The organism is Pseudoalteromonas sp. SWYJZ98 (genome assembly GCF_015864495.1).
In the GTDB taxonomy this organism is placed as follows: domain Bacteria; phylum Pseudomonadota; class Gammaproteobacteria; order Enterobacterales; family Alteromonadaceae; genus Pseudoalteromonas; species Pseudoalteromonas distincta.
Window position 1 is genome coordinate 22,756 of the sequence record NZ_JADYXA010000008.1, and the last position, 24,170, is coordinate 46,925.

The following is a 24,170-nucleotide window of genomic DNA, read 5'->3' on the forward strand; positions in this document are numbered from 1 at the left end:
TCATCTAATTGTGATACTAATTAGAATAATAAAAACTGATTCTTCTTCGGATTATTTACATTTTGATTGATTAGCGGCTCTACCATATCCAAAAGCGGTACAATTTGCTTTTCTAAATAAATTGCATAGTCATAGCTATGAAGGCCTTGATACAGCTCAACTCCGCCAGTTGTGTAAACGAATGTAACAAATTCACCTCTATTAACTGTAAATTCGCTATTTTTTTTCTGATGTTTCTTAACTGCCTGAATATGAGGAGGGATATTCTTTTTATAATCGATTAAGTTTTGACCTAATCTCTTTTTAAAAATGAGTAAATGATCAAAATCACCTTGGTATAACTTTGTTGTATAGTCTTTAACAAGGTCATTTATATTTAAATTTCCATCGAAAAGACAAGTAAATAGATCGAACTGGAATTGTTGGGCAAGTTTAGTCCAATCACTTCTTACTGTTTCTAATCCTTTAAATACTAGTTTTGATTCGTTTAGTTTAATTAATTTACCTACGTAGCGCTTTTTAGAGCCAACTAGCTTTCCCCTTATGGTTGGCAAAAAGAAAGGGCTATAAAGAGATTCAAATTCTATTTCTAAATGACTTGTTAAGTTGTGCGTTTGTTTAATCTCGTTAATCCAATCTGCAGTTATCTTTTTAGCTAAAAACGCACCAATTTCATTACACTCATCTGGTGTTAAATCATTATCCAACTTAATAAACGTAGAATCGGTATCACCATAAATAACGCTATAGCCAAGTTCTTCTATCCATTTTTTAGTTTGTAGCATTATTTCGTGCCCTCTTAACGTAATAGAGCTCGATAACCTAGGATCGTAAAACCTGCACCCTTTTGAGCCTAAAACACCATACAAACTATTCATTATTATTTTAATTGCTTGAGAAAGCATTTGATCTTGATTGTCTTTGGCGAGCTGCCTTTGGGATGCTAAGCTTTTAACAAGCAAAGGTAAGTGATGCTTGTCTCGCGAGAATAGGGCTTCATTAAAGCCCTGCACACTGTGGTTCGGGTTTTTTAAACCTTCTATCAGTCCGAGTGGATCAATGTAGAAAGTTTGCATAATACTGGGGTACAAGCTTTTAAAATCTAAAACAATGACATTTTTATAAAGCCCAGGAATAGACTCCATTACATAACCGCCTGGGCTTTCAAATGTAAGTCCATGATCGCCCATATTTGGGGCGACATAACCGCTGCGATGCAGTAATGGTAAATACATATTAATAAAAGCAGCAACAGAGCCGCCCTTTTTTTCGAGCTCTAATCCTGTGAGCTTTGTTCTTATAATAGAAAAGTCGAGTAGCTTTAATTTATCAAAAATTTTATTTACCAAAATACAATCTTGTCGATTATATTTTGCTAAAGAAAGCTTATCTTCATTAAATTGCCTAATAATTTCCTGCAGACTATTAGCCGAATCGATTAATTTAGACTCACCCAACACTTGATTTGAAACATTAGCTAACGAAAAACTCTCAAAGCTATATGTGCCATTTTTTAAAGTGTCTATTCCATCAACCACACATCGCCCAGGGATTGATACTCGAGTAAAGTGTCCTTTGCGAACATATAAAGGCTGATTCCCTCTACCCAGTAATAACTTAACCCCGAGTGCTTCAGCTCTTTCGTGAATAACAGCAAAGTCGAACTCAATTACGTTCCAGCCAATTATTACATCAGGATCGCTAAGCTTAATAAAATGCTCTAACCCCTTTAACAGCTCAGCCTCATCTACACACCAAATAATATCAAACTCGAGGTTTTCAGCCTCTCTATCTGGCTCGCCAATCATTAAAACACAGTCTAAATTACAACCCACAAGTCCAACAGAAAACAAGACTCCACTTTCGTTACATTCAATGTCTAAAGAGAGCTTATTAAGGGTTGGGGAATATTCTTCATTCGCTTTTAATTTAGCGTCGGTTATTAATGTATAGCCATCTTGTTTAAATACATTACCCGTTATCCACGCTCCACCTTTTATAAAGCGCTCCATTAAATAGCGCTCTATTGGTCGAATATCTTCTTCAAATAATACAACTCCACGTTGCTTTAAAGCTTTAGCAGCAGAATAAAAGTGTTTGAGTGATTTGAAGTAACAGGCCGACATACCTTCTTGCTGAAAGTTTTTTAGCTCAAGACTTTTAATATTAAAGTTAAGTGATTCAGCTACTAATATTTCATTCGCTATTTCAGCATCTTTGCTTTTGATAAAAAACAGTGCATTTTCGTTAGCCGACACCGTTTTTATAGGTCCTTTATCACTACAAAACCACGCTTCGTAACATATGCCGTTTGCAGTATCATAAGCATGTGAGGAAACAATAAAACCGGCTGTTAGGTACACTATTACTAAACCTTATACATATATATGTAAGTTCTTACTTAATTCAAAATGCTTTAAAGCTATACATTCAACCAAAATAAACACTCAGAGACTTTATTTTGCTAAATTAATCTCATCACTTCTTGTAGTTACACTCTTATAACTCTAAAATCCATAGCACTGTAATTATATACATACTTTAGGTAAATCATCACATGCTATCGAGCTCACTAAAAAAAACAATTAGGCAAGTACACCAGCATGTGGCTAGCAACCTAAACGATTATCGCCCTCGTAGCAGTCAAAACTACCTTGTAGCCGAAATAGCAAAAACGCTTGCTGGCGAATACCATAAAAAGCAGCGTATTTGCGTAATTGAAGCAGGCACCGGTACCGGTAAGTCTCTTGCCTATTGTTTAGGCGCATTACCGCTTGCCTTAGCGCAAAAAAAGAAGCTCGTTATTTCTACCGCAACCGTTGCACTGCAAGAACAATTAATAGCAAAAGAACTCCCATTTTTTAAAAAGCATTCAGGCCTCGATTTTAAATTTGATTTAGTCAAAGGTCGCCATCGTTATATTTGTGCCCACAAATTACATAATGCTGTAAACGGCGATAGCCAAACACAAATGGACTTTATGCCAACGCTTACTTCACCATTGAGCGCAATGGAAACCAAGTGCTTGAATGAGTTATATAACGCTTATGTGAATAAAAAATGGCAAGGCGATAGAGACAGCTGGGCCGATACCGTACCCGACAGAGTATGGAACTTAATAGCGTGCGATAAACATTCATGCCAACGCCAAATGAAGGCCCATCAAACGTGTCCGTTTCAGCTTGCTCGTAATCAATTAATGCAAATGGATGTGCTGGTAATTAATCACTCTTTATTACTAGCTGATTTAGACTTAGGCGGCGGTAAAATTTTACCCGAGCCCGACAGCACCATTTATGTAATTGATGAAGCGCATCATTTAGCACATATAACACGCGACTTTTCATCAGCTGCTGCCACAATAAAAGGTACAATAGAATGGCTTGATAAGCTCACCAAGTTTAGCGGAAAAATGGCAAAGGTTTTAGTGGGGCAAAGAGCCATTGGCCAAAACTTTAAACTTTGCGACAGTATTAATGACGCGAATAAAGATTTAAAAGTAGTTCGCGATATTCTAGATAATGCCGATTTTGAATACTCAAAAGACGATACTTATCGCTTTGAGCACGGTGAAATTCCAGAATCGCTGCACAGTAAAGCAAAAGACATAAGCGAAGCCACGCAAGATGCGCTGCGCTGTTTAAACAAAATGCACGACACCCTTACCCAAGATGTAAGCGACGGCGACATAAAACCTTACGTTGCCGACCCAATACTAGGCGAAAGCGGTCAATACATAAACCGCTTAGAGCAACTAAACAAACTATGGTTTAGTTACGCAAAAAAAGGCGAAGGTGCTCCCCATGCACGGTGGATAAAACGTCTTGAATATAAAAGCCATCACGACCACTTATTAAGCGACTGCCCTATCGAGGTCGGTTATTACCTAAAAGATAAATTGTGGCGAGAATGCGCGGGCGCTGTTTTGTGCTCTGCGACATTAAGTGCACTGGGCTCGTTTGATCACTTTGCTTACGAAACAGGACTTGCTAAAGAAGAAGGCGTTAAATTTATTAAAGTACCTTCTCCTTTTGATTACCCAAAACAAGCCACTTTACGTATTCCGGTATCTAAAGTAGAACCTACCGATAAAGACTTTAGTGATCACCTAGCTAAAACTTTACCAGAGTACCTAAATGATAAAAAAGCGAACCTTGTACTATTCGCTTCTTACTGGCAAATGGGCCACGTAACAAAGTTTCTTAGAACAAAAGGTTTTAACTTATTAGTACAAGGTGAGATGTCGCGAGAAGCGTTGCTTAAATTACACACTAAAAATGTAGACGAAGGCAAAGGCAGTATTTTATTTGGAACCCAGAGCCTTTCGGAAGGTCTTGATTTACCTGGTAAATATTTAGAGAACCTAATAATTACTAAAATTCCGTTTGCTGTACCTACTTCGCCAATAGAAGAAGCGCAAGCAGAATTTGTACAAAGCAAAGGTGGTAACCCATTTTTAACGATTACCGTACCAGACGCCGCAAAGAAATTGGTACAAAGCTGTGGTAGACTGCTGCGAAAAGAGAGTGATGAAGGCTGTATTACTATTCTCGATAGGCGCTTAGTTACTAAGCGATACGGTAAAGCCATGCTCGACACCCTACCACCTTTTAAAAGACAAATAGATTATTAATGTTTGAACTCGCACTCGATCCAACAACCTGGGCTGTTTTATGTGCTGTTGCACTTGCCGCTGGTTTTATAGACGCTATCGCCGGTGGCGGTGGCATGTTAACTGTACCCGCTTTATTAACTGCTGGCTTACCTCCACATTTAACATTAGGCACCAATAAACTAGCAGCAAGTTTTGGCTCGTTAACGGCAAGCTATACATACTATAAAAAGAACTTATTTAGTCCTAAGTTTTGGGCAGCCTCTATTATTGCTACCGCAATAGGTGCATTGATAGGTACTGTTATTGTTGATCATTTAAGTATCGATTTTTTAAACAAACTACTCCCCGTTATTATTATTTTAGTTGCTGGCTATAGCTTATTTGGTAATTTAAGCACCACCGAAGGCGATGAACTTCCTAAACTAAACAAAGCGATGAAAATAAAACAATGGCTACAAGGTTTAGCATTAGGCTTTTTTGATGGTTTAGCAGGCCCAGGTACGGGTACTTTTTGGACTGCTTCTAATGGCATGCTTTACAAAATGAACCTGCTACTCAACTGTGGTTTAGCGCGTTCAATGAACTTTGTGTCTAACTTTATATCTTTAATTACCTTTGTTGCACTCGGCCATGTAAACTTTTTACTTGGCATAACAATGGGCTTTTTTATTATGCTAGGCGCATGGTTTGGGGCGCATTCAGCAATACGTTTTGGTAGCAAATTTATTCGCCCAGTATTTAATACTATGGTTATACTTTTAGCATTAAAACTAATTTACGAGGCTTACTTTTAATATGCATTCAATGGCTTTAGATAAACTACGTCAACAAGTTGCAACGCTAAAACAACAAGCTGAGCAATTTGATAAAGCTAAACTTTTTTCTAAAAATCGTTACATGCAAGCACAACCTAGCTTGTTTGACCGCGCAGTTTTTAGTACCAAAAGCATGAACCTAGTCGATTACGTGATAGAAATAGAAGATGAAGTTTCGAGGTTACCGCCAAGCGAGCATCGCCATGCTTATACCTACGCGCTTGAACGTATTGCAGCTCAAATACAAGCTGTATTCAATGTTATTAAATCAACGCCTATTTGGGTTAAAGAAAACAAAAGCCATTATAAACCACGCCCTAAGCAAACAGTTTATAAGCAAGCTGTGCAAAAAGTAATGCAATCATCCCATGAGCTTTACGACGAATTAAAACAAAACCATGAGTTTGAACGCCGTTTAGTACTTATGATTGAAGAGCGAAAAATGCAAATGGATAAAGCGTCGCCTGCTAAAGCACAAAAGCTTAACCTTGAAATATTAAGCACACACGCTCGATTAGGCCGCTGCAGAAAAGCAATTTCTGCCACCGAAGATAAAATTCAACAAGTCGAAAAACAACAGTTACGCTGATGCAACTTTTTTACCACCCGCTATATTCTGCTTTAACGCTTCCTGAGCGCCATCGTTTTCCAATACAAAAATATCAAAAGCTTAAAGCAGAAATTGAAGGCTTAGGCTTAACGCCCAATAATTTCACTTCACCTATAAAAGCAACGCCTGCTCAGCTTTCGCTATGCCATAATCAAACTTATATAAATAACTTTTTAAACGGCACGCTTAGCAATAAAGCCATAAAAAAATGGGCTTTCCTTATTCAAATGAATTGGTAGAGCGCACATTACTATCAGTTGGGGCAAGCATCCAAAGTAGTGAACACGCGCTAAAACATGGTTTTTCGGCTAATTTAAGTGGTGGCTATCATCATGCATACAGTAATTATGGCAGCGGTTTTTGTATTTTTAACGATCTAGCTATTGCAGCAGCACATTTAATAAATACAGTAATTATGGCAGCGGTTTTTGTATTTTTAACGATCTAGCTATTGCAGCAGCACATTTAATAAATACAGAGCAAGCCGACACTGTTTTAATTTTTGATTGCGACGTACACCAAGGCGATGGCACAGCACAAATCACTCAAAATCATGACCAAATTATTACCTGCTCAATTCATTGTGAACAAAATTTTCCTCGCAATAAGCAAGAGTCTACTTACGATTTTGCATTGCCCGCTAAAACAACCGACACTGAGTACCTCGCTACATTAGAGCAAGCACTCGATTTTTGCGTGCGCATTCATAACCCCGATATTATTTTGTATAATGTAGGTGCTGATATTTACACAAAAGACGAGTTAGGCTTGTTTGATGTATCGCTCAATGGCGTATATAAACGCGACTTTTTTACTCTCAACTTTTGTAAGCAACACCAAATCCCACTAATGTTCGGCCTAGGCGGAGGTTATCAGCGTAATTTGAGCTCACTAATTAATGTTCATAAACAACTATTTAAAGCCGCTATCGATTTATAGCAAGCCATAGTATAGACTCAGTTAAACGGATTATTTTAAAGCGGTGGGAATATGCGATTACACGAAGACATACACAACTATTACGAAAAGATTGTAGTCGAGGAAGTTATCAAACTTAAACTTGATGAAAAATATGATGAAGATGTAATGGCTGACTTTTGTTGTACGGTACTAAATCAGCTCCCGCCACGATATATTCGCTACGATGTAGATATGGCGTTTTATTTACCGCAATCAGAACGTATACATATGGAACAACGTGTACAAACCGCAATAAACGTTGCCATTAGCCAAATATCAAAAAAGAAAGAGTTAAATGACAAGTCCACTTGATCAAGCCCCTACACATATTAAACTTGCAGTAGATTTAATTATGATACTAGAGCAACACGATGTTGCTCCAGAAGAAGTACTAAAAGCACTTGAAATAGTTAAAAGCGACTTTGAAAAGAAGCAAACCGAAAGTTAGTTTTATTCAACCAACTCAATTAGATAAGTTGTTACAGTCCCTTCGCATTTCTCACAATCAACTTACATTTTGTGCTTTTAAACCCGATGCAGTTTAATAAAGGAACTATTTAATCAAATTGCTACTGTTGCTTTAATGAACCTGCAGCTACTGAGAATTTTTTCATTCTTATCGTTAATTTATTATTTTTATATGCCGGTTCCGAATATGGCTTACACTTTTTATAAACCCTGTTATTCTAAAATCCAATCCGCATAATTAAAATACTATCATGACCTTAGCAAGCTTACTGCGATTATTTTTTCTGGCCGCTATTTGGGGCGCTTCTTTTTTATTTATGCGAATGGCCGCCAATAGTTTAGGGCCTGCGGTATTAATTGAGTTTAGAGTAGGCTTTGCCGCACTCACCCTCTTTATTGTGGCGCTGTACTTAAAACGCCACTTAGCCTTTACTGAACACAAAAAACACTTTTTTATTATAGGCGCGTTTAATTCAGCTCTGCCGTTTTTATTTTTTGCTTACGCAGCTCAAACTATCAGCGCATCCACACTCTCAATTTTAAATTCTACAACACCAATATGGGGTGTTGTAGTTGGAATTTTATGGACTAAAACAAAGCCCACAAAAAGTATGGTGCTGGGTTTGATAGGTGTTGCAATACTTGTTGGGCAAAATCATTTTGTATTAAATAGCCAATCAATTTTGGCCATAGTAGCGGCATTAAGTGCATCACTTTGCTATGCCATTGCATCGCATTACACTAAAAACGCTCCTAAACTGGCCCCATTTGATAACGCCCATGGCTCAATGTGGGCTTCAACCTTTATGGTATTACCTCTTATCTTATTTATGCCAATACGAGAAATACCAAGCACCAACGTTATGCTAGGTGTACTCGTATTAGGAGTAGTGTGTACCGCACTTGCTTATATTTTATTTTTTAAATTAATCGACGATATAGGCCCTACCTCGGCGTTAACAGTCACGTTTTTAATTCCGCTATTTGGCATTTTTTGGGGGCATTTATTTTTAGATGAGAAAATAGGGCCAAATACGTTACTAGGCGCATTATTTGTAATTGTAGGCACTATGCTGGTTACTGGCTTCTTACCACGAAAAAAGCACTTAGCTAAAACAAGCTAAGTGCTTTTAATTTATACTACTTCTTACGTTAAGATTTACTGCTTATTCACTAATTTGCGATTGCTGAATAAGTAATAACAGCTCTGCAGTGGCGGTTGCATCAGCCAATGCGCGGTGATGGCTGGTTAAATTTAAATTAAAATGCGATGAGAGATTCCCCAGCGAATACGACTTTAAGCCTTTAAACGCTTTGCGCGATTCAACCACGGTGCACATTTTTGGCATTTTAAAAAAGTGCCCTGCAACCTCACACTCTTTTTTAATAAAGCCGTAGTCAAAGTTCACGTTATGGGCTACAAAAATACTGCCTGCGAGTTTATCTAATAGTGGCTGTGCTATATCGGCAAATACAGGCGCGTTGTAAACCATGCTATCGCTTATACCAGTTAGTGACGTTATAAATCCAGGTATATGGCGCTGCGGATTAATAAGAGTCGTCCAAGTATCTATTACTTTACCGTGCTGCACTTTAACGATGCCAATTTCGGTAATTCGGTTACCGCCTTTTAAGCCGCCTGTGGTTTCTATATCGACCACACTGTAAATACGGTTAGGATCTACAAACCATTTAACCGCAGCAATGTGTACTGTAAAGCCCACATTTTTTAAATTATCAATAGTGGTAAGTTGGTTGCGCCTAAGTTTGTCTCCCGGCGCTTTTACTTCTTCAAAATGTACTTGGCCATTATTAATTACCATTAAGTCGGGGTAGCCGTCTTTTAGCTGTAAATAATGTTTGCTCATGGCTGTTAAGTGCGCAATTAGCGCCTTAATAGGGCTGTTTAAAATAAGCGCCTCTAGTGGCTCTAATAAATTGCTGCGCCACCTAAACAAACCGTTAGGTTGCTCAAAGTATTGCGCTGCATGTTTGCATACTAAATTAAGTAATGCTTGCGACGTTTGGCACTGAGCTAAGCGCTCGTTTATCTGTGTTTGCTGCGCTTCATAAAAATTACCAAGCCTTAATACTTGCGGATAAATATCAAACTCATTGCATGGCGGATAAGGTGACTCCACAAATAACTCATGCCAAAATACTAAACCAAACAAACTTTGCCAAAGCGTGTTTTCGGTATTAAATACCTGCATACCTTGGCGAGTATAATAATCGTTTACGCCCTGCTCTACTTCACCTCGGTACAGTTCATCTATTTTTAGCACGCATTGGGTGTCGGCAAGCATGGCACTTAAACGCGAACGTGTTTTTTTATTAAACTTACGCATTAAAAAATCGTCAGCAAAATAAAGTAAATCATCAGTAAGTGGATTTTCGATAATGGCTTCTAATCGTGCTTTTACCCACTCTTTATTGCCAAGCCTGTATTGCTCTCTTATTTGAATTTCTTGTGCTTCGCTATCATCCGCGCACCCTTCAAGTAAACTAAAAGCAAGTTCGCTATCAACTGTTTTTAGCTGCCTATAAAGCCTAACTAATAGTTTGTTTTTTAATACAACGGCTATTGCACCATGTGCAGCTTGCTCTAAAACCTGCGACGCTAAAGCGACGTAATCGCTCTCATCTGTAATATTTTTAAATGCTAACCGGTAACGGTTTAATAAATAGTTTGATTGCGCTTCGTCAAGTGTTTCAAAACGCGACAAGCTCTCGCTGTGTCCTTCGCGCGTAGCGGTTAAGCCTAAGTCTCGCATTACAAAACGGTTTTGATGATTCACATCACCACTGCTTAGTTTGCCTGCAAATAAAAACTCAAAATACTCGTAGTAATCACTGCGGTTGTTAATTACATACTGGCTATAAAGTGGCGCAAGCTCTTGTGGGCATGCTTTAAAAAACTCACGCGCAACATCCACCAGCGCGCCTTTAGCGGCGCTCTTTTTAAAGCTTATTTGCTCACTGTAATTACTTAGCAACTCAACCAAAGAAGGTTTAGTTAAGTGCGCTAAAAGCTGCTGGTAATGCTGCTCGTTTGGCTCAAATAAAATACCCGCTTTTTTTAGCGTATAAATAGCCTGATGCGGCGAGGTTATTTCTTCATAATTAAGCGATTGCGCCTGCACTAAATAAGGCTTTCGCGAGTACACACGCGCCAACATGCATTGGCTTTGCTCATCTAGCTGATTAATTTTACTAATAAATTCGCGGTGTTTGGGCTCAAGTAAATGCATACATTTACTTGTTACAAACTCAATAAGCTCTCTAAAATGCGCTAAATAGTATTTTGCTGGTAATTCTTTTTTCATAATATCGCCACAACTGTATATAAAAACAGTATCTAGCATTTGTGCTTATTATTCAATCTTAAACTTGTAACTAAAACACGCTATAGTGAGCTTATAAAGCAAATTCATTAAAAATAAAGGACTTACCATGAGCGCGCACCCGTACGATATTTTATCACTCAATAACGGCGCAAATATTATTTTTACGCCTTGCCCTGGCACAAAAACACAAAACTTAGCGGATTCAATCGCAACATTAAAAGCGGCTGGCACTCACATGCTGCTTTCACTTATGCCTCAAAAGGAGCTTGAAAAAACAACGTACAAACAATTAATACTGAGTGCAATAAGCACGATATAACCTGGTTTCATTTACCAATAAATGACGACGAAGCACCCAAACAACCTTTTACATCAAGCTGGAACACCCACAAAACCGACATATTACAGGCCATACAACACAAACAAACCATTGCCATACATTGTAAAGGCGGCACAGGACGTACAGGTTTGGTCGCTGCGCTTATTTTAAATTCGGCAGGTTACACAAAAGAAGAAGTATACAGCCTAGTACAAGGCATTCGCCCTAAAGCGCTTAATATAGAATTGCAAAAAGAGTACTTTGAGGTGTAAGACAAAGACTGGGGAAGATTTAGCACTATGATTAGTGCTAAAAATATTTAATGTTAGTTATGGATTAGCGTTGATAAGCGAACAACTTGTTAGATTGTATTTTTAAAATAGTTTCAAAATTTTTCATCTGCAACTATAGCAGCGAGTTTTTCATGAAAACCAACAATATGCCTGGATTTAAACTTTTGAGGACTAAAAGAAATTATCTTTGCCATTTCAATTATCTCGTCAATTCCTCGGGTTAGATAACCCTCAGTTTCATCAACGCTTAAAATGATATCTCGACTATATAACCCGACAGAACCACACATCACAGATAAGAAATACTCATTATCATGCTCATATAGAGTCCAACTCCAAGGTTTTTCATCAATTATTCTCACGTATGGCCGCCTAAACATAACAAGGCTGCAGAATAACTCCAACAGCCAAATTCAATTAAATAATGAGTCCCTTCAATTAACTCTAAACATTTCAAAGCGTTAGATAATGCATTATTTGCAACTAATACAACAGACTGTTTTTCTTAAAAAGAGTAGTTCCTCGGCCTCACGCCCGTTAAGCGGATAAAAATGCTTGGCTATAATCGCCTGTTTCTATTCCGTTTAAACTACTTGTATGGTGAATTATGCATAACTGACCAAATTTTTATATCTAGATAAAATATCTGGATTTTTCCGTAGGCGCTCTTCCACATCAAAGGAGTTCCACCAAACAATAGAGTTTTGCTCTTTACGGTCCTTTTGTCGCTCTAGCATCTCGGTAAGGTCTCTTGTAATTTGAGTATTAACAACAAGCATATATCCTTCAGGCCTATAGTCAAAAATAGTATCTGCAACATCAACATCAGCCTTTCCGACAGATGATTTCTTCGAAGTACTTAAATTTGTTTTGCATTGAACAATCATTTTCCCAATTTTTATTGAATTTTCGTCTTTGGAAATTTGATGCTCGTTGTGAAGCATATTGTATTCACAGATTAAATCTCTACCATTATCACCTTGATTCGTCGGTGCAACCTTTTTGACAGAAAAGATCCATGCTTCTCTGTTTAGCAGCTCAAGAACTAAATCTTCAAATTCAGCACTTTTACTCCTGTCTGAAATATTCCACACAAACTTTTGACTACCAAAGAGAAGTTCTATTTCATGCTGCTGTCGAGCTCTAATCAATTCTTTCTCTGAATTGACGGACTCCATACCACTATTTGTGTACTTCATAAGTACATGCGAATCTGAAATAAATACTAGTTGATTCTCCTGCGGAATAACCCTGAATTCTGAGCAATCTCCTATGGATTCTAAAATTGCTTTAGCAAAGGCTTTTTCTTTTCGTGATATTGAGTTTTGAATATCGTTATGGATCTCGATTGATGATTCCACACCTTCAATACTTTTAATACCCCCTTCATTTTTTAAGACAAAACCATTTAGTGTTCGAGCTATATGAGAGCTTCTAAATATAGAAAACCCTGCAGAAAAGCTTCTGAAATAAAACCAATTAGGGTTCTTCCGTAGATTCGCTACATATGATTCATCTTCTCCAACAGCATTGACTATACTCTCTATCCATAAATCAAGCTCTGGTGATTCACTTGAAAAATCATCAGGATCAGAATCATTTGCACCAAGTATGTCTCCTTGATACATATGAAAAATGTATAAATCGAATAGAATATCGTAGAGGCACTTTAGGTCAGCTTGACTATTTTTTCTTATACGCTCATTGAGAGGTTGTGCTGGAAACCAGTACATCCCATATAATTCATCATCTATTCCACTAAATTCATTATGCTCACCTAAAAAGCGAAATGAACTATGGCCTTTGCATTTGGATATAGTGGTTAAAACAGTTGGTATGATGTCATGTAGATCCGTAACTTCCTCAACTCTTCTTTGACGGATATAAAAGTAAGGTAACATGCGATCTTCGTCGAGGTTTTCAAGTATCACCTGCCAAAATGGACAACAATCTAAGCCGATTTTAATACTGCCAGATTCAAGTTCCTCAGTACTAAATCCTAGTGCATCTATTTTTTTCAAAAAACCTTTAATCATAATACCTCATACATTAAAACCACGAAGTTCACCTAACAGCCCAGTCTACGATAATTATCGCTTATAAACCGATAATGTCCCTATATTCAATTTATTTACCTTAACACCAAATAACTACATGTAAACAATTGCATAACCTCATACCAGGTTATGCAATTGCAAAAAACCAAAAGGTACAGATCAGTAATATTGATTCAACAGCTACTTCCCATACAAAGCACATTGTTTATTGAGATTCAGTCTGCGCTATTCAAAAAGCGGTACTTAAGTTAAAAGTACTTAATCCAACGCCTTTAGACTAATACCTTTAATTTAAAGGTATTAGAACGGCTTAATTTATCCCCGCTAAATCGTTATACCTGCACAAATGTATTCAACCATAACGCTTTACGATATTATGCTCCCCTAAATTTAATTTAACTTTCAGGGCATATAATGACAACGCACACACCGCCTTCCCACTCAGCCAACACAGCTGAAAACACCTCTCTTTTTTACGTAATTTTTATCTCTGCCGTGGCTGCTATTGGTGGCTTTTTATTTGGTTTTGACTCAGGCGTTATTAACGGCACAGTGTCGGCACTCGGTAATGCATTTAATTCAAGCAGTGTAGCTACGGGCTTTAATGTAGCGTCTGTGTTACTAGGCTGTGCCTTGGGTGCACTTGCTGCGGGGCCGCTGGCTGATAAGTTTGGTCGCCGTGCAATTATGATCATCACTGCGATTATTTTTGCCATTAGTGCATTTGGTTCGGGCATTAGCGAAAGCTCTGCGGAGTTTATTTTTTACCGTTTATTTGGTGGTCTAGGTATTGGTGCTGCGTCAGTATTAGCGCCAGCTTATATTGCAGAGGTGGCACCACCAGCACTACGTGGTCGTTTAGCTACATTGCAACAACTCGCTATTGTATTGGGTTTATTTGCTGCTTTTTTAAGTAACTACTTAATTGCTGATGCAGCAGGCAGCGCGCAAAATATTTTAATGCTTGATATAGCCGCTTGGCGCTGGATGTTTTGGGCTGAGCTTGTGCCTGCTGTGTTGTTTTTAGTCGGTGTTTTGTTTATTCCGGAGTCGCCTCGTTATTTAGTGGCGCAAGGTAAAGTGGATGATGCAAAAGCGGTATTTAGTAAAATTTCGAACGACAACGTTGATGCGCAAATAAGCGATGTTAAACGCTCATTGCATAGCGATAAAAAGCCAAGTATTCGTGATTTATTTATTGATAACAGTAAAAAAGTACACCCAATTGTTTGGGTGGGTGTTGCGCTGAGTGTATTTCAGCAATTTGTGGGTATTAACGTGGTGTTTTATTACGGCTCTGAGCTTTGGCAAGCCGCTGGGTTTGATGAGTCGCAATCGCTATTTATAAATGTACTCGCAGGTACTACTAATATTGTATCAACCTTTATTGCCATTGCATTAGTTGACAAAATTGGCCGTAAACCACTGCTCTTAGTAGGCAGTATTGGTATGTTTATTAGCTTAAGCGCGCTTACTTATATATTTGGTAGTGCAGGCCTTGATGAAGCAGGCAAACTTGCCCTTAGCGATAACATGGGTACGTTTGCACTGATTATGGCTAACTTATTTGTGGTATTTTTTGGCTTAAGTTGGGGCCCTGTTGTATGGGTATTATTAGGCGAAATGTTTAATAATCGTATTCGTGGTGCAGCGCTTGCTGTTGCAGCTAGCGCACAATGGATTGCTAACTTTGCCATTACCATGACCTTCCCTATTATGCTGGCTAACATTGGCCTTGCCGGTGCTTATGGCTTTTATGCGTTATCGGCACTTATAAGCATATTTTTTGTTGTTAAATACATAAAAGAAACACGCGGTAAAACGCTCGAATCTATGTAATTTTTAAAAGCGGTGATATTAATCACCGCTTTGCTTTTACATACAATGGCGTTATTTAAGAGTGATTGTTTGGATGAGCTAAACGTTAATTAATAAATATATTTTAAACTGCTGTTAATACGTAAACGCTCCTTTTACCAGCAAGCTTTTACTACCAAAGTTTATAGCTACCGATTGCATACTTAAATATCACTATAGCTCAATACGTTAGCGAACCTTTTAACTTAAGTTAAGGCTGAATAGCAATCTACGCTCATTTATTTTAACTTTATAACCATTGCCGTATTACCTTTTATTATAACTAATCTATTTAAATTCCTTTTTAGAATATCAAAAATTAGCTATTGTCCGCCCATTCCAACTTTATGTATTTACTAAAATGAAAAAACAGTTAATTTCAGGCTTAGCTTTAACGTGCGCGTTAGGTTCGTTCAGTGCATTTGCTACTAATGGTTATTTTACTCACGGCTATGGCATGACCCACAAAGGCATGGCTGGTGCAGGTGTAGCGCTGTCAGAAGAGTTAATGTCTGGCGCTAATAATCCAGCAACTTTTTTACCTAAAGGAACAGAGCTATCACTGGGCTTAGAGCTTTTTTCACCTGAACGAAAATATACTGCATCAAAAGTAGATACTTTTTACCCTGGCGCATTTTATCTTGAAACAAAAACACAAAAAAGCGACAACACCGTATTTGCAATTCCAGAGTTTGCTATTGGCCATCAATTAAATGAAAAAGTAAATATTGGTTTATTAGTGTATGGCAACGGCGGTATGAATACCGAGTACGGCGCAGAATCCTCTCCTGAGGGGACTTTTTACGCTGGTACAACAGGCGTTGATTTAAAACAACTCTTTATTAGCCCAACAGTAAGCTATAAGTTGAATGAACAAACACGCCTTGGTGTATCCCCTATTTACGTGGTGCAACAGTTTGAAGCACAAGGGCTTGGGAACTTTGCTCCTTTTTCGCAATCACCAGAGGCGCTCACTGATAATGGTACCGATACAAGCACAGGCCTAGGCATTCAACTGGGTATTAGCCAAGATATAAATTCGTCATTAAGCTGGGGGGCAAGTTACCGCTCATCAGTGTCTATGCAAGAGTTTGATAGCTATAAAGGTTTGTTTGCAGAGCAAGGCGGATTTGATCTACCAAGTTCGTTTCAACTTGGCGCAGCCTACAAGCTTACCCCAAGTAATCAGGTTGTATTTGATTGGCAAAAAATAAATTACAGCGAAGTAAAAAGCATTGCAAATCCAGTCAATAATTTAATGTCAGCGCCTTTAGGAGCTAACGCCGGCGCTGGGTTTGGCTGGAACGATATGACTATTTATAAGCTTGGTTATCAATGGCAGCGTACATCGCAACAAAAGATTCGTTTTGGGGTGTCTTACACCGAGCAGCCTATTCCTTCTTCTCAAGTTATATTAAATATTTTAGCGCCGGGTGTTCAAGAGTGGCATTTTACTACTGGCTTTAGCCATTCTTTTACCAACAAGGTACAATTAAACGCTATGGCTTTTTATTCGCCAGCAAAAAAAGTAACGGGTGCTAACTACTTAGCGCCTAATCAACAATTATCAATCGAAATGAAACAAACCGGTTTAGGCGTTTCTATTGTTTGGGAAATTTAAAAATGATAACAGAATTCACCCCAGTATCGGCTGCAATAGGCGGGGCATTAATAGGTATAGCGTGTACGTTATTACTGGTTTTATACGGAAAAATTGCGGGCATATCAGGCATTGTTAAGTCTGTATTCGCTAAAGCAAATTCAGACTCTCGTTGGCAGTTATACTTTATTTTAGGGTTGTTGTTGGCAGGAGTGGCCGTAAGGGTATTTGCGCCATCTTTATTAGAAGGCGAATTGCAATTACCGCCTTGGCTTATTGTTGTTGCAGGGCTTTTAGTTGGCGCTGGTACAACGTTAGCTAATGGGTGCACAAGTGGCCATGGTGTGTGCGGCATGTCGCGCTTTTCTACTCGCTCTTGGGTTGCAACATGCACATTTATGCTTGTCGCCTTCATTACAGCAAACCTTGTAGGATAAATAATGAAAGCAATTATGATGGTTGTTATAGGCTTTATATTTGGCTTAGGACTTATTATTAGCGGGATGACAAACCCTGCTAAAGTGATTAACTTTCTTACCTATGGAAACCAATGGGACGCAAGCTTAATTATAGTGATGGCTGTTGCCATGCTAATAATGATGCTGACATGGTTATGGGTTGCAAAAAAAGAGAAGCCACTTCTTTCAGGAACGTTTAATTTAAGTGATTTAAAAAAAATTGATGCACGCTTAATTATCGGCTCGGTACTTTTTGGTTTAGGCTGGGGTTTAAGTGGTATATGCCCAGGCCCGGGTTTGGTTCAATTGGTATCTCTTAAAATGGAGTTTTTATTGTTTTTTGCAGCCGTCCTAGGCGGTATGTGGTTAGCCAAAAAAGTATAATATTTGCTGCCGACTAAACTCGGCAGCTACTTTACCCAAACAAAGGTACATAACTTGCTGCAATATATATAAAACTATATTGAACAGGTTTAAGTTATGCTAAATAAAGCGCTGGAATTTTCTAACAGCACACCTTGGTTAAGCGCAGCACCCTCCCTTTTACTTATAGCTATACTACTGTTTTTAATTCGTTTTTTTGTAATGTACTGGCTAAAAAAATGGACTTCAAAAACCACGTTTATATTCGACACTTTACTAATAGAGTCAATATCTAAGCCGCTAACACTGTGCACAATTATTGTGCTACTCACCATTTTAGAGCACGACACTTTCATTATTAGTACTTCTATTTCTCAACAGATCCCTTTTAATAGCATTAATATTGTATTAGCTCTGCTTGCACTTATTATGTTTTTAGACCGCTTTATTATTGGCACTATTAATTACTATGGTAAACAATCTGCCGTGGTTTTTAATTCAAAAAGCATAATTAAAGGCGTGATACGCGTTACATTATCGTCAGTGGGATTACTGGTTTTAATGGGCACGTTAGGTATTTCTATTACGCCCATTATTGCCTCGTTAGGTATTACGTCACTGGCTGTTGCTCTTGCTTTGCAACCCACCCTTGAAAACTTTTTTTCTGGCGTGCAGCTAGTAATAGATAAACCTATAAGGGTGGGTGATTTTATTGAGCTTGAATCTAAGGAGCAAGGCTTTGTTGATCATATAGGCTGGCGTTCTACATGGGTTAAAATGCTACCTAACAATATGATTATTATATCTAATAGCCAATTATCTAAGTCGCGTATTATTAATTACTTTTACCCTGAAAAAGAGCTAAGCGTACCTGTTGATATAAGTGTACATTACGATTCAGATTTAGAATTTGTTGAACAAGTAACACTTGAAGTAGCTCGTGAAATACTTATTTCACACGAATGGGGCGTTGATGATTACAATACCTTTGTGGTTTTTCATACCTTTGATAGATCAAGCATTAACTTTACGGTAATGCTTAGAGCTAAAGAGTACTTTAATCGCTTTTGGGTTAAATCTGCTTTTATAAAAGCCTTGCATAAACGCTATAAAAAAGAAGGTATTGTAATTCCCTTCCCTATTACGGCTATTAACACGACTCAAGAGGCCGCTAAATTTAATAGTGATAAAAAGGTGCAAGGCGACACTTAAAAAAAAGCGCGAGTAACTCTCGCGCTAATAAGTATTAAAACTTGTAGGTTATTTGCCCAATAATTTCGCGAGGGCTACCGGGAAAGTGGCCATTACGCTCAGTAAAGCCACTAACCGCGTATTCTTTATCAAACAGGTTATTAATATTTACACTCAGCAATACGTTGTCAAAGCGACTCGTCCAGCTCATATCAAATACGGTAAATGGTTTTACTTTTTGACCACCGGTACTCAGTTGCTCACTTACGTAATTTGCACCAAAGGCAATTGATGAGTCAATTGAATCAATAGCGTAGCGAGTCCATAAACCTGCCTGGTGGCGTGGTGCATTAGCAAAGCGCGAACCATCTCCAAATGTATTTGAAAGCGTATCACCCGTTACGCCGTCTACCACTTGCGTATCGTTGTATGCGTAGTTAGCCGTTACGGTCCAGTGCGCTGATAAATCGCCGACTAAAGTTGTTTCAAACCCTCGGCTTTCTACTTCACCTATATTTAAAAGTGCAGCAATGCCATCTCCAGCTCCCGTATCGTCAGGGTTGCTCATTACCACGTTTTCTTTATTAATTTGATAAATTGCAAAGGTGCTCATAATTTTGCCGTCGAGCCATTGGTTTTTCATACCCAGTTCGGTTTGCTTGCCGGTTTCTGGTTCTAAATTACCTTCGCCTTCTACATCTTCTTGGTCGGCTGACGATGTAGGGTTAAAGCTCTCTGAGTAGTTAATATATACCGATGTGTTTTCTACTGGCTGATAAGTAACAGCAACGCGCGGCGTTATATCGTTATCTGAGTAACTAAAACCAGTTTCTTGATTAAACTCTTTAAAATGGTCATAGCGTAAACCTGCAATAATTGTCCACTGCTCGCCTATGCTAATTACGTCTTGTGCATATACACCAAATCGGTCGGTATCAACGCCATCGCGGTTCATGTCGGTGAGGTTATAAGTGCTTGGGTCGGTTTCACCGTAGTTTAAATTAAAAATATTTAAATTAGCGACGCCATCGGCCTCATATCGGGCACGAAAGTAGTCATATTCGGTATCAACGGTGTGGTAATCACCACCAAATAAAAACTGATGGGTTAATTGTCCTTTTCCAAAGTTATAAACAAAGTCGGTGGTTATACTTGCTTCTTTATTGGCACGAAATTGCTTACGGTATTCTCGTTTGATGGTTTCGTCATCAATGTTTGCTTCGCCATCACCATTTACATCTACCCAACTTTGCGACTCATGGTAGCCTTGATCGCGTTCGTTATCCATGTAACGCAGTGTGCTACTTACAGAAAAATCATCACTAAAGTAATGACTTATCTCGGCTTGAAGCACCAACGCTTCCATATATTGATAATCAACCGCTTCATTAGCGTTATAACTTGGGTCAACTAAAAAGTTGCCGTTGTCATCTACCGGTACGCCACGTAAGCGGTTTCCGCCTAGGTCTTGTTTAATGTAGTCAACACTTGTGGTTAGGGTTGTTGAATCACTTAAATCAAATAACAATCCACCTGTCAGCTCGGTATTTTTTGAGTCTGCATTGTTACGAAAGCTGTCTTGCTCTTCATAGTAACCACCCAATCTATAAGCCATTGTATCGCTTAAACCACCTGTCATATCGAGTGATGCACCACGGGTGTTGTAGTTACCCAAAGTAAGCTTTAGTTCGCGTTTTTGTGTGTAGCTTGGCTTTTTGGTTACGTAATTAATCATCCCACCAGGTTCGCCACCGCCATACAAAGCAGAGGCAGGCCCTTTTAATACTTCAACACGTTCAACATTAAATAACTGCGGTACACCAAAGCCCGAATATGGGTCGCCACGCACACCATCATAAAATACATTGGCGTCATCTCTAAAACCACGAAAAGTTACACCTGAGTAGCTGTATTCACTCACACCCGCAATTGAGCGGTATAAATCGGTAATGTCGCGCGCGGCTTGGTCAATAATAAGTTGCTCGGTTAATACCTGCGCAGATTGCGGTAATTTAATAAGATCTAAATCCGTTTTAGTACCAATTTTACTTTCGGTTTCTAGGTAAAATTGCTGGGCACGGCCAGTTACTTCTATTTTTTCAATATCGTCGTTTTGTTGTGAAAAAGCTATATTAGAAAAAACAGATAAAGACGCAGCAATACTTAATGCCAAATAATTAGGGTTAAACATGATAATTCCTGGGAAAAGTGCAGATAGCCAACAATCTAAATGATAACTTTTATCATTTTCATAATCAACACAAGGGCGGGTTTAATACATCTAAATATTAGAACTAATATTACTTAAAACAGAGCGCTAGCCCTTTTATTGCAGTTAAAATAAAACCCCTACTGTATTAAATACAGTAGGGGTTATTAAGTAATTCTTAAATTAGTTTTAGCGTGTAATTTACCCAGCAATATTGCTAATTTGAATTACTGGAGACACGTTAGTAAAATTAACTAAATCAGCCGCTATTACTTCTTGATGAGGTGCAAAGGCTTGCTGAAAAGATTCTACCGATTCAAACACTAAATGCCCCATAGCAATATAAGTTGGCGCTTCGCCCGGTGCGCCACCTGCTAAACCTGCATCTGCACTACTTGATATAAGCGCTTTACCAACTAACTCTGCAACTAGGGGTAAATGTGTTTTACAGTAGTAGTCCATATCGAAAGTAGCACCTTCATTATTTGGGTATAATACGCTTACTTTAATCATTACATTCTCTCTTTTATTTACTAAAAAATTTAAAGCGTCTTTTGAAACAGTATGAATCATACATAAGTAAAAAAACGCATAAGTGAGCAGTCGCTCAATTATGCGTTATTCATACTCATAGCGCCAGTAATTTGATTGCAGTGCTTATTTTAATTAAGGTGATACTTCGCTAATTTACTTAAGTGCGGGTCGTTTTTTAAAAGGTTTGGGCGGTAAAGACTCTACAAAGTTAACGCACGTATTTACCCAATATGCTAAATCAGAATCAGACTCAAAACCTTCAGGCAAAATATAAACCAAGCCCTTAACTAGTTTTACTGTAAGGTCGCTCTTCTAACCCTCTGTCAAACGCCATTTAAGCATCTCTATTTTTTAATAAACACATTACACACTTAATAACGGTAATAGCACCTAAACCTAAGTAAATAAAATAATAAAAGGTGGCTGGGAAAGGTATGCAAAGAGTAGGTATAAAATTATTTTGGGCTTAAAGTTTTTATTAAACCGCACTAATCAAAGCTGATTGAGCTGACACTAGTGCGGTTCAAAAGTAAGTATAAAACTTACTAATTCAATATTAATAAACCAAAATGCTCATGCAGACAGTTGCACTTGAGCATCGGTTACAGATACTTTTTTCATGCTGCCTTGTTGTTCAAGACGAATATGCCAGCTAAACGCTTCTTCTAGTAAATGAGGGGTATGCCCGCCACGCTCACAAGCGCGCTCATAATAGTCTAACATCGCTTCGCGATATTCTGGGTGCACACAATGCTTAATAACTTGTACAGCACGCTCACGCGGTGCTAAACCGCGTAAATCAGCTAAACCTTGCTCAGTTACTAATATATCAACATCATGCTCGTTATGATCAACGTGGCTCGCCATAGGCACTACGCTTGAAATAGCGCCATTTTTAGCAATCGATTTAGTCACAAATATTGCTAAATGAGCATTACGAGCAAAATCACCAGAGCCGCCAATACCATTCATCATTCGTGTGCCACAAACATGCGTTGAATTTACGTTGCCATACATATCAAACTCAAGTGCAGTGTTTATTGCAATAATACCTAAACGGCGCACTATTTCAGGGTGGTTCGAAATTTCTTGAGGGCGTAACACTAGCTTGTGTTTGTATTGTTCTAAATTATTAAATACTTGCGCGTTACAACGCTCTGACAAAACAATTGAGCTGCCTGATGCAAAGCTCAGCTTACCTGCGTCAATTAGGTCAAACGTCGAATCTTGTAGTACTTCAGAGTACATTGTTAGGTCTTTAAAGTCAGAGTCGAGTAATCCCATCATTACCGCATTTGCAATGTTGCCAATGCCTGCTTGTAGCGGACCTAAATTAGCTGGCAATTTATTTTGAGCCACCTCATCTTTAAAAAAGTTAACTAAATGGCGCGCGATAGATGCGGTGTCTTCATCTGGGTCGGTAACGGTAGAAAACGAGTCGCTTTGGTTAGTAAAAACAATACCAACAATTTTTGCAGGATCGATAGGAATAGCAGTACTACCAATTCTATCATCTACTTTAACTAACGGCATTGGTTGGCGAGTAGGACGATACGAAGGAATGTATATATCGTGCAAACCTTCAAGATTCGGGTTATGCAGCATATTAATTTCAACGATGACTTGTTTGGCAAAAATAGCAAAACTGGCTGAGTTACCGACCGATGTAGTAGGCACAATATGCCCTTCTTCGGTAATAGCGACGGCTTCAATAACAGCTACATCAGGCATGGTTAATTGATGATTTCGTAGATGCTCAACCGTTTCAGATAAATGCTGATCAATAAACATAACTTCGCCGTTATTAATCGCTTTACGCAAAGTACTATCTACTTGAAAAGGCATACGACGCGCTAAAATGCCCGCTTCCGTTAATAGCTTATCGAGATCATTACCTAATGATGCGCCCGTCATTAAATTTATTTTGATAGGATTTTTTTTGACTTGCTCAATTAATGCTCTGGGTACTGCTTTAGCTTCTCCGGCACGAGTGAAGCCACTCATCCCTACAGTCATTCCATCTTTAATAAACAGACTTGCCTGCTCAGCAGACATAACTTTATTATGCAGATTACTATTGCGAATACGTTCCAAGTTCATTTTGAGCCCCTTTCTAAATTTGGCATTATTCTAATCCTAACTTCGTACTACACAATCTAGACTTAAGTCGTATTTACGAATCGAGGATGAACAAAATGTTTAAAAGGGAGGTTATTTTACTTTTAGTTAACACTATAATGTGGTTATTAGTAATAATTTTTACAAAAACGACACAAAAATCTATAAGGAAATTTATAAAGTAATCTATGAACAAATCGTATTATTAAATAAGATGAATTATTTTGAAGAGATAAATTTATTAGTTCAAACACCCAATGTTGTTTGAAGTATAAGCTGGCATAATAACATACGTTTTTACTGGTCTACAGCGCCGTAAGTGAAGTATAACTTGGCATAATATTGAAGCTTATAAT

At 38.3% G+C, this 24,170-nt stretch carries 18 protein-coding genes and 2 pseudogenes; 13 read left to right on the forward strand and 7 right to left on the reverse strand.

What is annotated here, in order from left to right; all coding sequences use genetic code 11:
- Positions 1-20: 20 nt before the first annotated feature.
- Complete coding sequence (locus I6F10_RS07815; RefSeq protein WP_197098699.1) at positions 21-2,363, reverse strand: DNA polymerase II; 2,343 nt, start codon at positions 2,361-2,363, stop codon at positions 21-23.
- 194 nt (positions 2,364-2,557) lie between these two features.
- Here I6F10_RS07815 and dinG point away from each other — a divergent pair, with 194 nt between their 5' ends.
- The 7 genes and pseudogenes from dinG (at position 2,558) to I6F10_RS07850 (ending at position 8,592) form a co-directional block, all read left to right on the forward strand.
- Positions 2,558-4,633, forward strand: coding sequence for an ATP-dependent DNA helicase DinG (dinG, locus tag I6F10_RS07820; protein WP_197098700.1), 2,076 nt, complete (start codon positions 2,558-2,560; stop codon positions 4,631-4,633).
- Positions 4,633-5,409 carry a sulfite exporter TauE/SafE family protein gene (locus I6F10_RS07825; protein ID WP_149602359.1) on the forward strand — a complete coding sequence of 259 codons (777 nt, stop codon included), beginning with the start codon at positions 4,633-4,635 and terminating at the stop codon, positions 5,407-5,409. The genes dinG and I6F10_RS07825 overlap by 1 nt, the downstream gene beginning before the upstream one ends.
- A gap of 1 nt (position 5,410) precedes the next feature.
- A complete protein-coding gene (locus I6F10_RS07830) occupies positions 5,411-6,019 on the forward strand; it encodes a primosomal replication protein (RefSeq protein WP_149591895.1) in 609 nt (202 codons plus the stop codon).
- Positions 6,019-6,979, forward strand: a pseudogene (locus tag I6F10_RS07835) (histone deacetylase family protein). Before I6F10_RS07830 ends, I6F10_RS07835 begins: the two are co-directional and overlap by 1 nt.
- 51 nt (positions 6,980-7,030) lie before the next feature.
- On the forward strand, positions 7,031-7,312 hold the full coding sequence (locus I6F10_RS07840) for a late competence development ComFB family protein (protein WP_002958257.1): 282 nt from the start codon (positions 7,031-7,033) through the stop codon (positions 7,310-7,312).
- Entirely contained in the window at positions 7,296-7,448 is a 153-nt protein-coding gene (locus I6F10_RS07845; protein ID WP_149591893.1) for a YbaM family protein, read from the forward strand. Before I6F10_RS07840 ends, I6F10_RS07845 begins: the two co-directional genes overlap by 17 nt.
- A 271-nt stretch (positions 7,449-7,719) precedes the next feature.
- On the forward strand, positions 7,720-8,592 hold the full coding sequence (locus I6F10_RS07850; RefSeq protein WP_165743009.1) for a DMT family transporter: 873 nt from the start codon (positions 7,720-7,722) through the stop codon (positions 8,590-8,592).
- Positions 8,593-8,634: 42 nt separating this feature from the next.
- Here I6F10_RS07850 and I6F10_RS07855 read toward each other — a convergent pair whose 3' ends face one another.
- On the reverse strand, positions 8,635-10,833 hold the full coding sequence (locus I6F10_RS07855; protein ID WP_165743008.1) for an exonuclease domain-containing protein: 2,199 nt from the start codon (positions 10,831-10,833) through the stop codon (positions 8,635-8,637).
- An 88-nt stretch (positions 10,834-10,921) separates the two neighbouring features.
- On the opposite strand from I6F10_RS07855, the pseudogene I6F10_RS07860 reads away from it, so the two are divergent.
- Positions 10,922-11,406, forward strand: a pseudogene (locus I6F10_RS07860) (phosphatase domain-containing protein).
- 113 nt (positions 11,407-11,519) lie between these two features.
- On the opposite strand, the gene I6F10_RS07865 reads toward I6F10_RS07860, so the two are convergent.
- Complete coding sequence (locus tag I6F10_RS07865; RefSeq protein ID WP_165743007.1) at positions 11,520-11,789, reverse strand: hypothetical protein; 270 nt, start codon at positions 11,787-11,789, stop codon at positions 11,520-11,522.
- A 243-nt stretch (positions 11,790-12,032) separates the two neighbouring features.
- Positions 12,033-13,463, reverse strand: a complete 1,431-nt coding sequence (locus tag I6F10_RS07870; protein ID WP_165743006.1) for a restriction endonuclease — start codon at positions 13,461-13,463, stop codon at positions 12,033-12,035.
- 435 nt (positions 13,464-13,898) lie between these two features.
- Between I6F10_RS07870 and I6F10_RS07875 the strand changes: the two genes are divergently transcribed.
- From I6F10_RS07875 to I6F10_RS07895, 5 genes are all read left to right on the forward strand, one after another.
- A complete protein-coding gene (locus I6F10_RS07875) occupies positions 13,899-15,323 on the forward strand; it encodes a sugar porter family MFS transporter (protein WP_165743005.1) in 1,425 nt (474 codons plus the stop codon).
- A 379-nt stretch (positions 15,324-15,702) separates the two neighbouring features.
- The gene (locus I6F10_RS07880; RefSeq protein ID WP_165743004.1) at positions 15,703-16,962 is read left to right on the forward strand and encodes an OmpP1/FadL family transporter; all 1,260 of its coding nucleotides are present in this window, start codon (positions 15,703-15,705) and stop codon (positions 16,960-16,962) included.
- Between the two features lie 2 nt (positions 16,963-16,964).
- Positions 16,965-17,378: a YeeE/YedE family protein gene (locus I6F10_RS07885; RefSeq protein ID WP_021032090.1), complete on the forward strand. Its 414-nt coding sequence runs from the start codon at positions 16,965-16,967 to the stop codon at positions 17,376-17,378.
- A 3-nt stretch (positions 17,379-17,381) separates the two neighbouring features.
- Positions 17,382-17,783 (forward strand): DUF6691 family protein, encoded by a 402-nt coding sequence (locus I6F10_RS07890; RefSeq protein WP_002958285.1) that lies wholly within the window; start codon positions 17,382-17,384, stop codon positions 17,781-17,783.
- A 96-nt stretch (positions 17,784-17,879) separates the two neighbouring features.
- Entirely contained in the window at positions 17,880-18,974 is a 1,095-nt protein-coding gene (locus I6F10_RS07895; protein WP_165743003.1) for a mechanosensitive ion channel family protein, read from the forward strand.
- 34 nt (positions 18,975-19,008) lie between these two features.
- Here I6F10_RS07895 and I6F10_RS07900 read toward each other — a convergent pair whose 3' ends face one another.
- From I6F10_RS07900 to I6F10_RS07910, 3 genes are all read right to left on the reverse strand, one after another.
- The gene (locus I6F10_RS07900) at positions 19,009-21,144 is read right to left on the reverse strand and encodes a TonB-dependent siderophore receptor (RefSeq protein ID WP_165743002.1); all 2,136 of its coding nucleotides are present in this window, start codon (positions 21,142-21,144) and stop codon (positions 19,009-19,011) included.
- Positions 21,145-21,363: 219 nt separating this feature from the next.
- Positions 21,364-21,675 (reverse strand): EthD family reductase, encoded by a 312-nt coding sequence (locus I6F10_RS07905; protein WP_165743001.1) that lies wholly within the window; start codon positions 21,673-21,675, stop codon positions 21,364-21,366.
- 594 nt (positions 21,676-22,269) lie between these two features.
- Positions 22,270-23,796 (reverse strand): acetyl-CoA hydrolase/transferase family protein, encoded by a 1,527-nt coding sequence (locus I6F10_RS07910; protein WP_165743000.1) that lies wholly within the window; start codon positions 23,794-23,796, stop codon positions 22,270-22,272.
- Between the last annotated feature and the right edge of the window lie 374 nt (positions 23,797-24,170).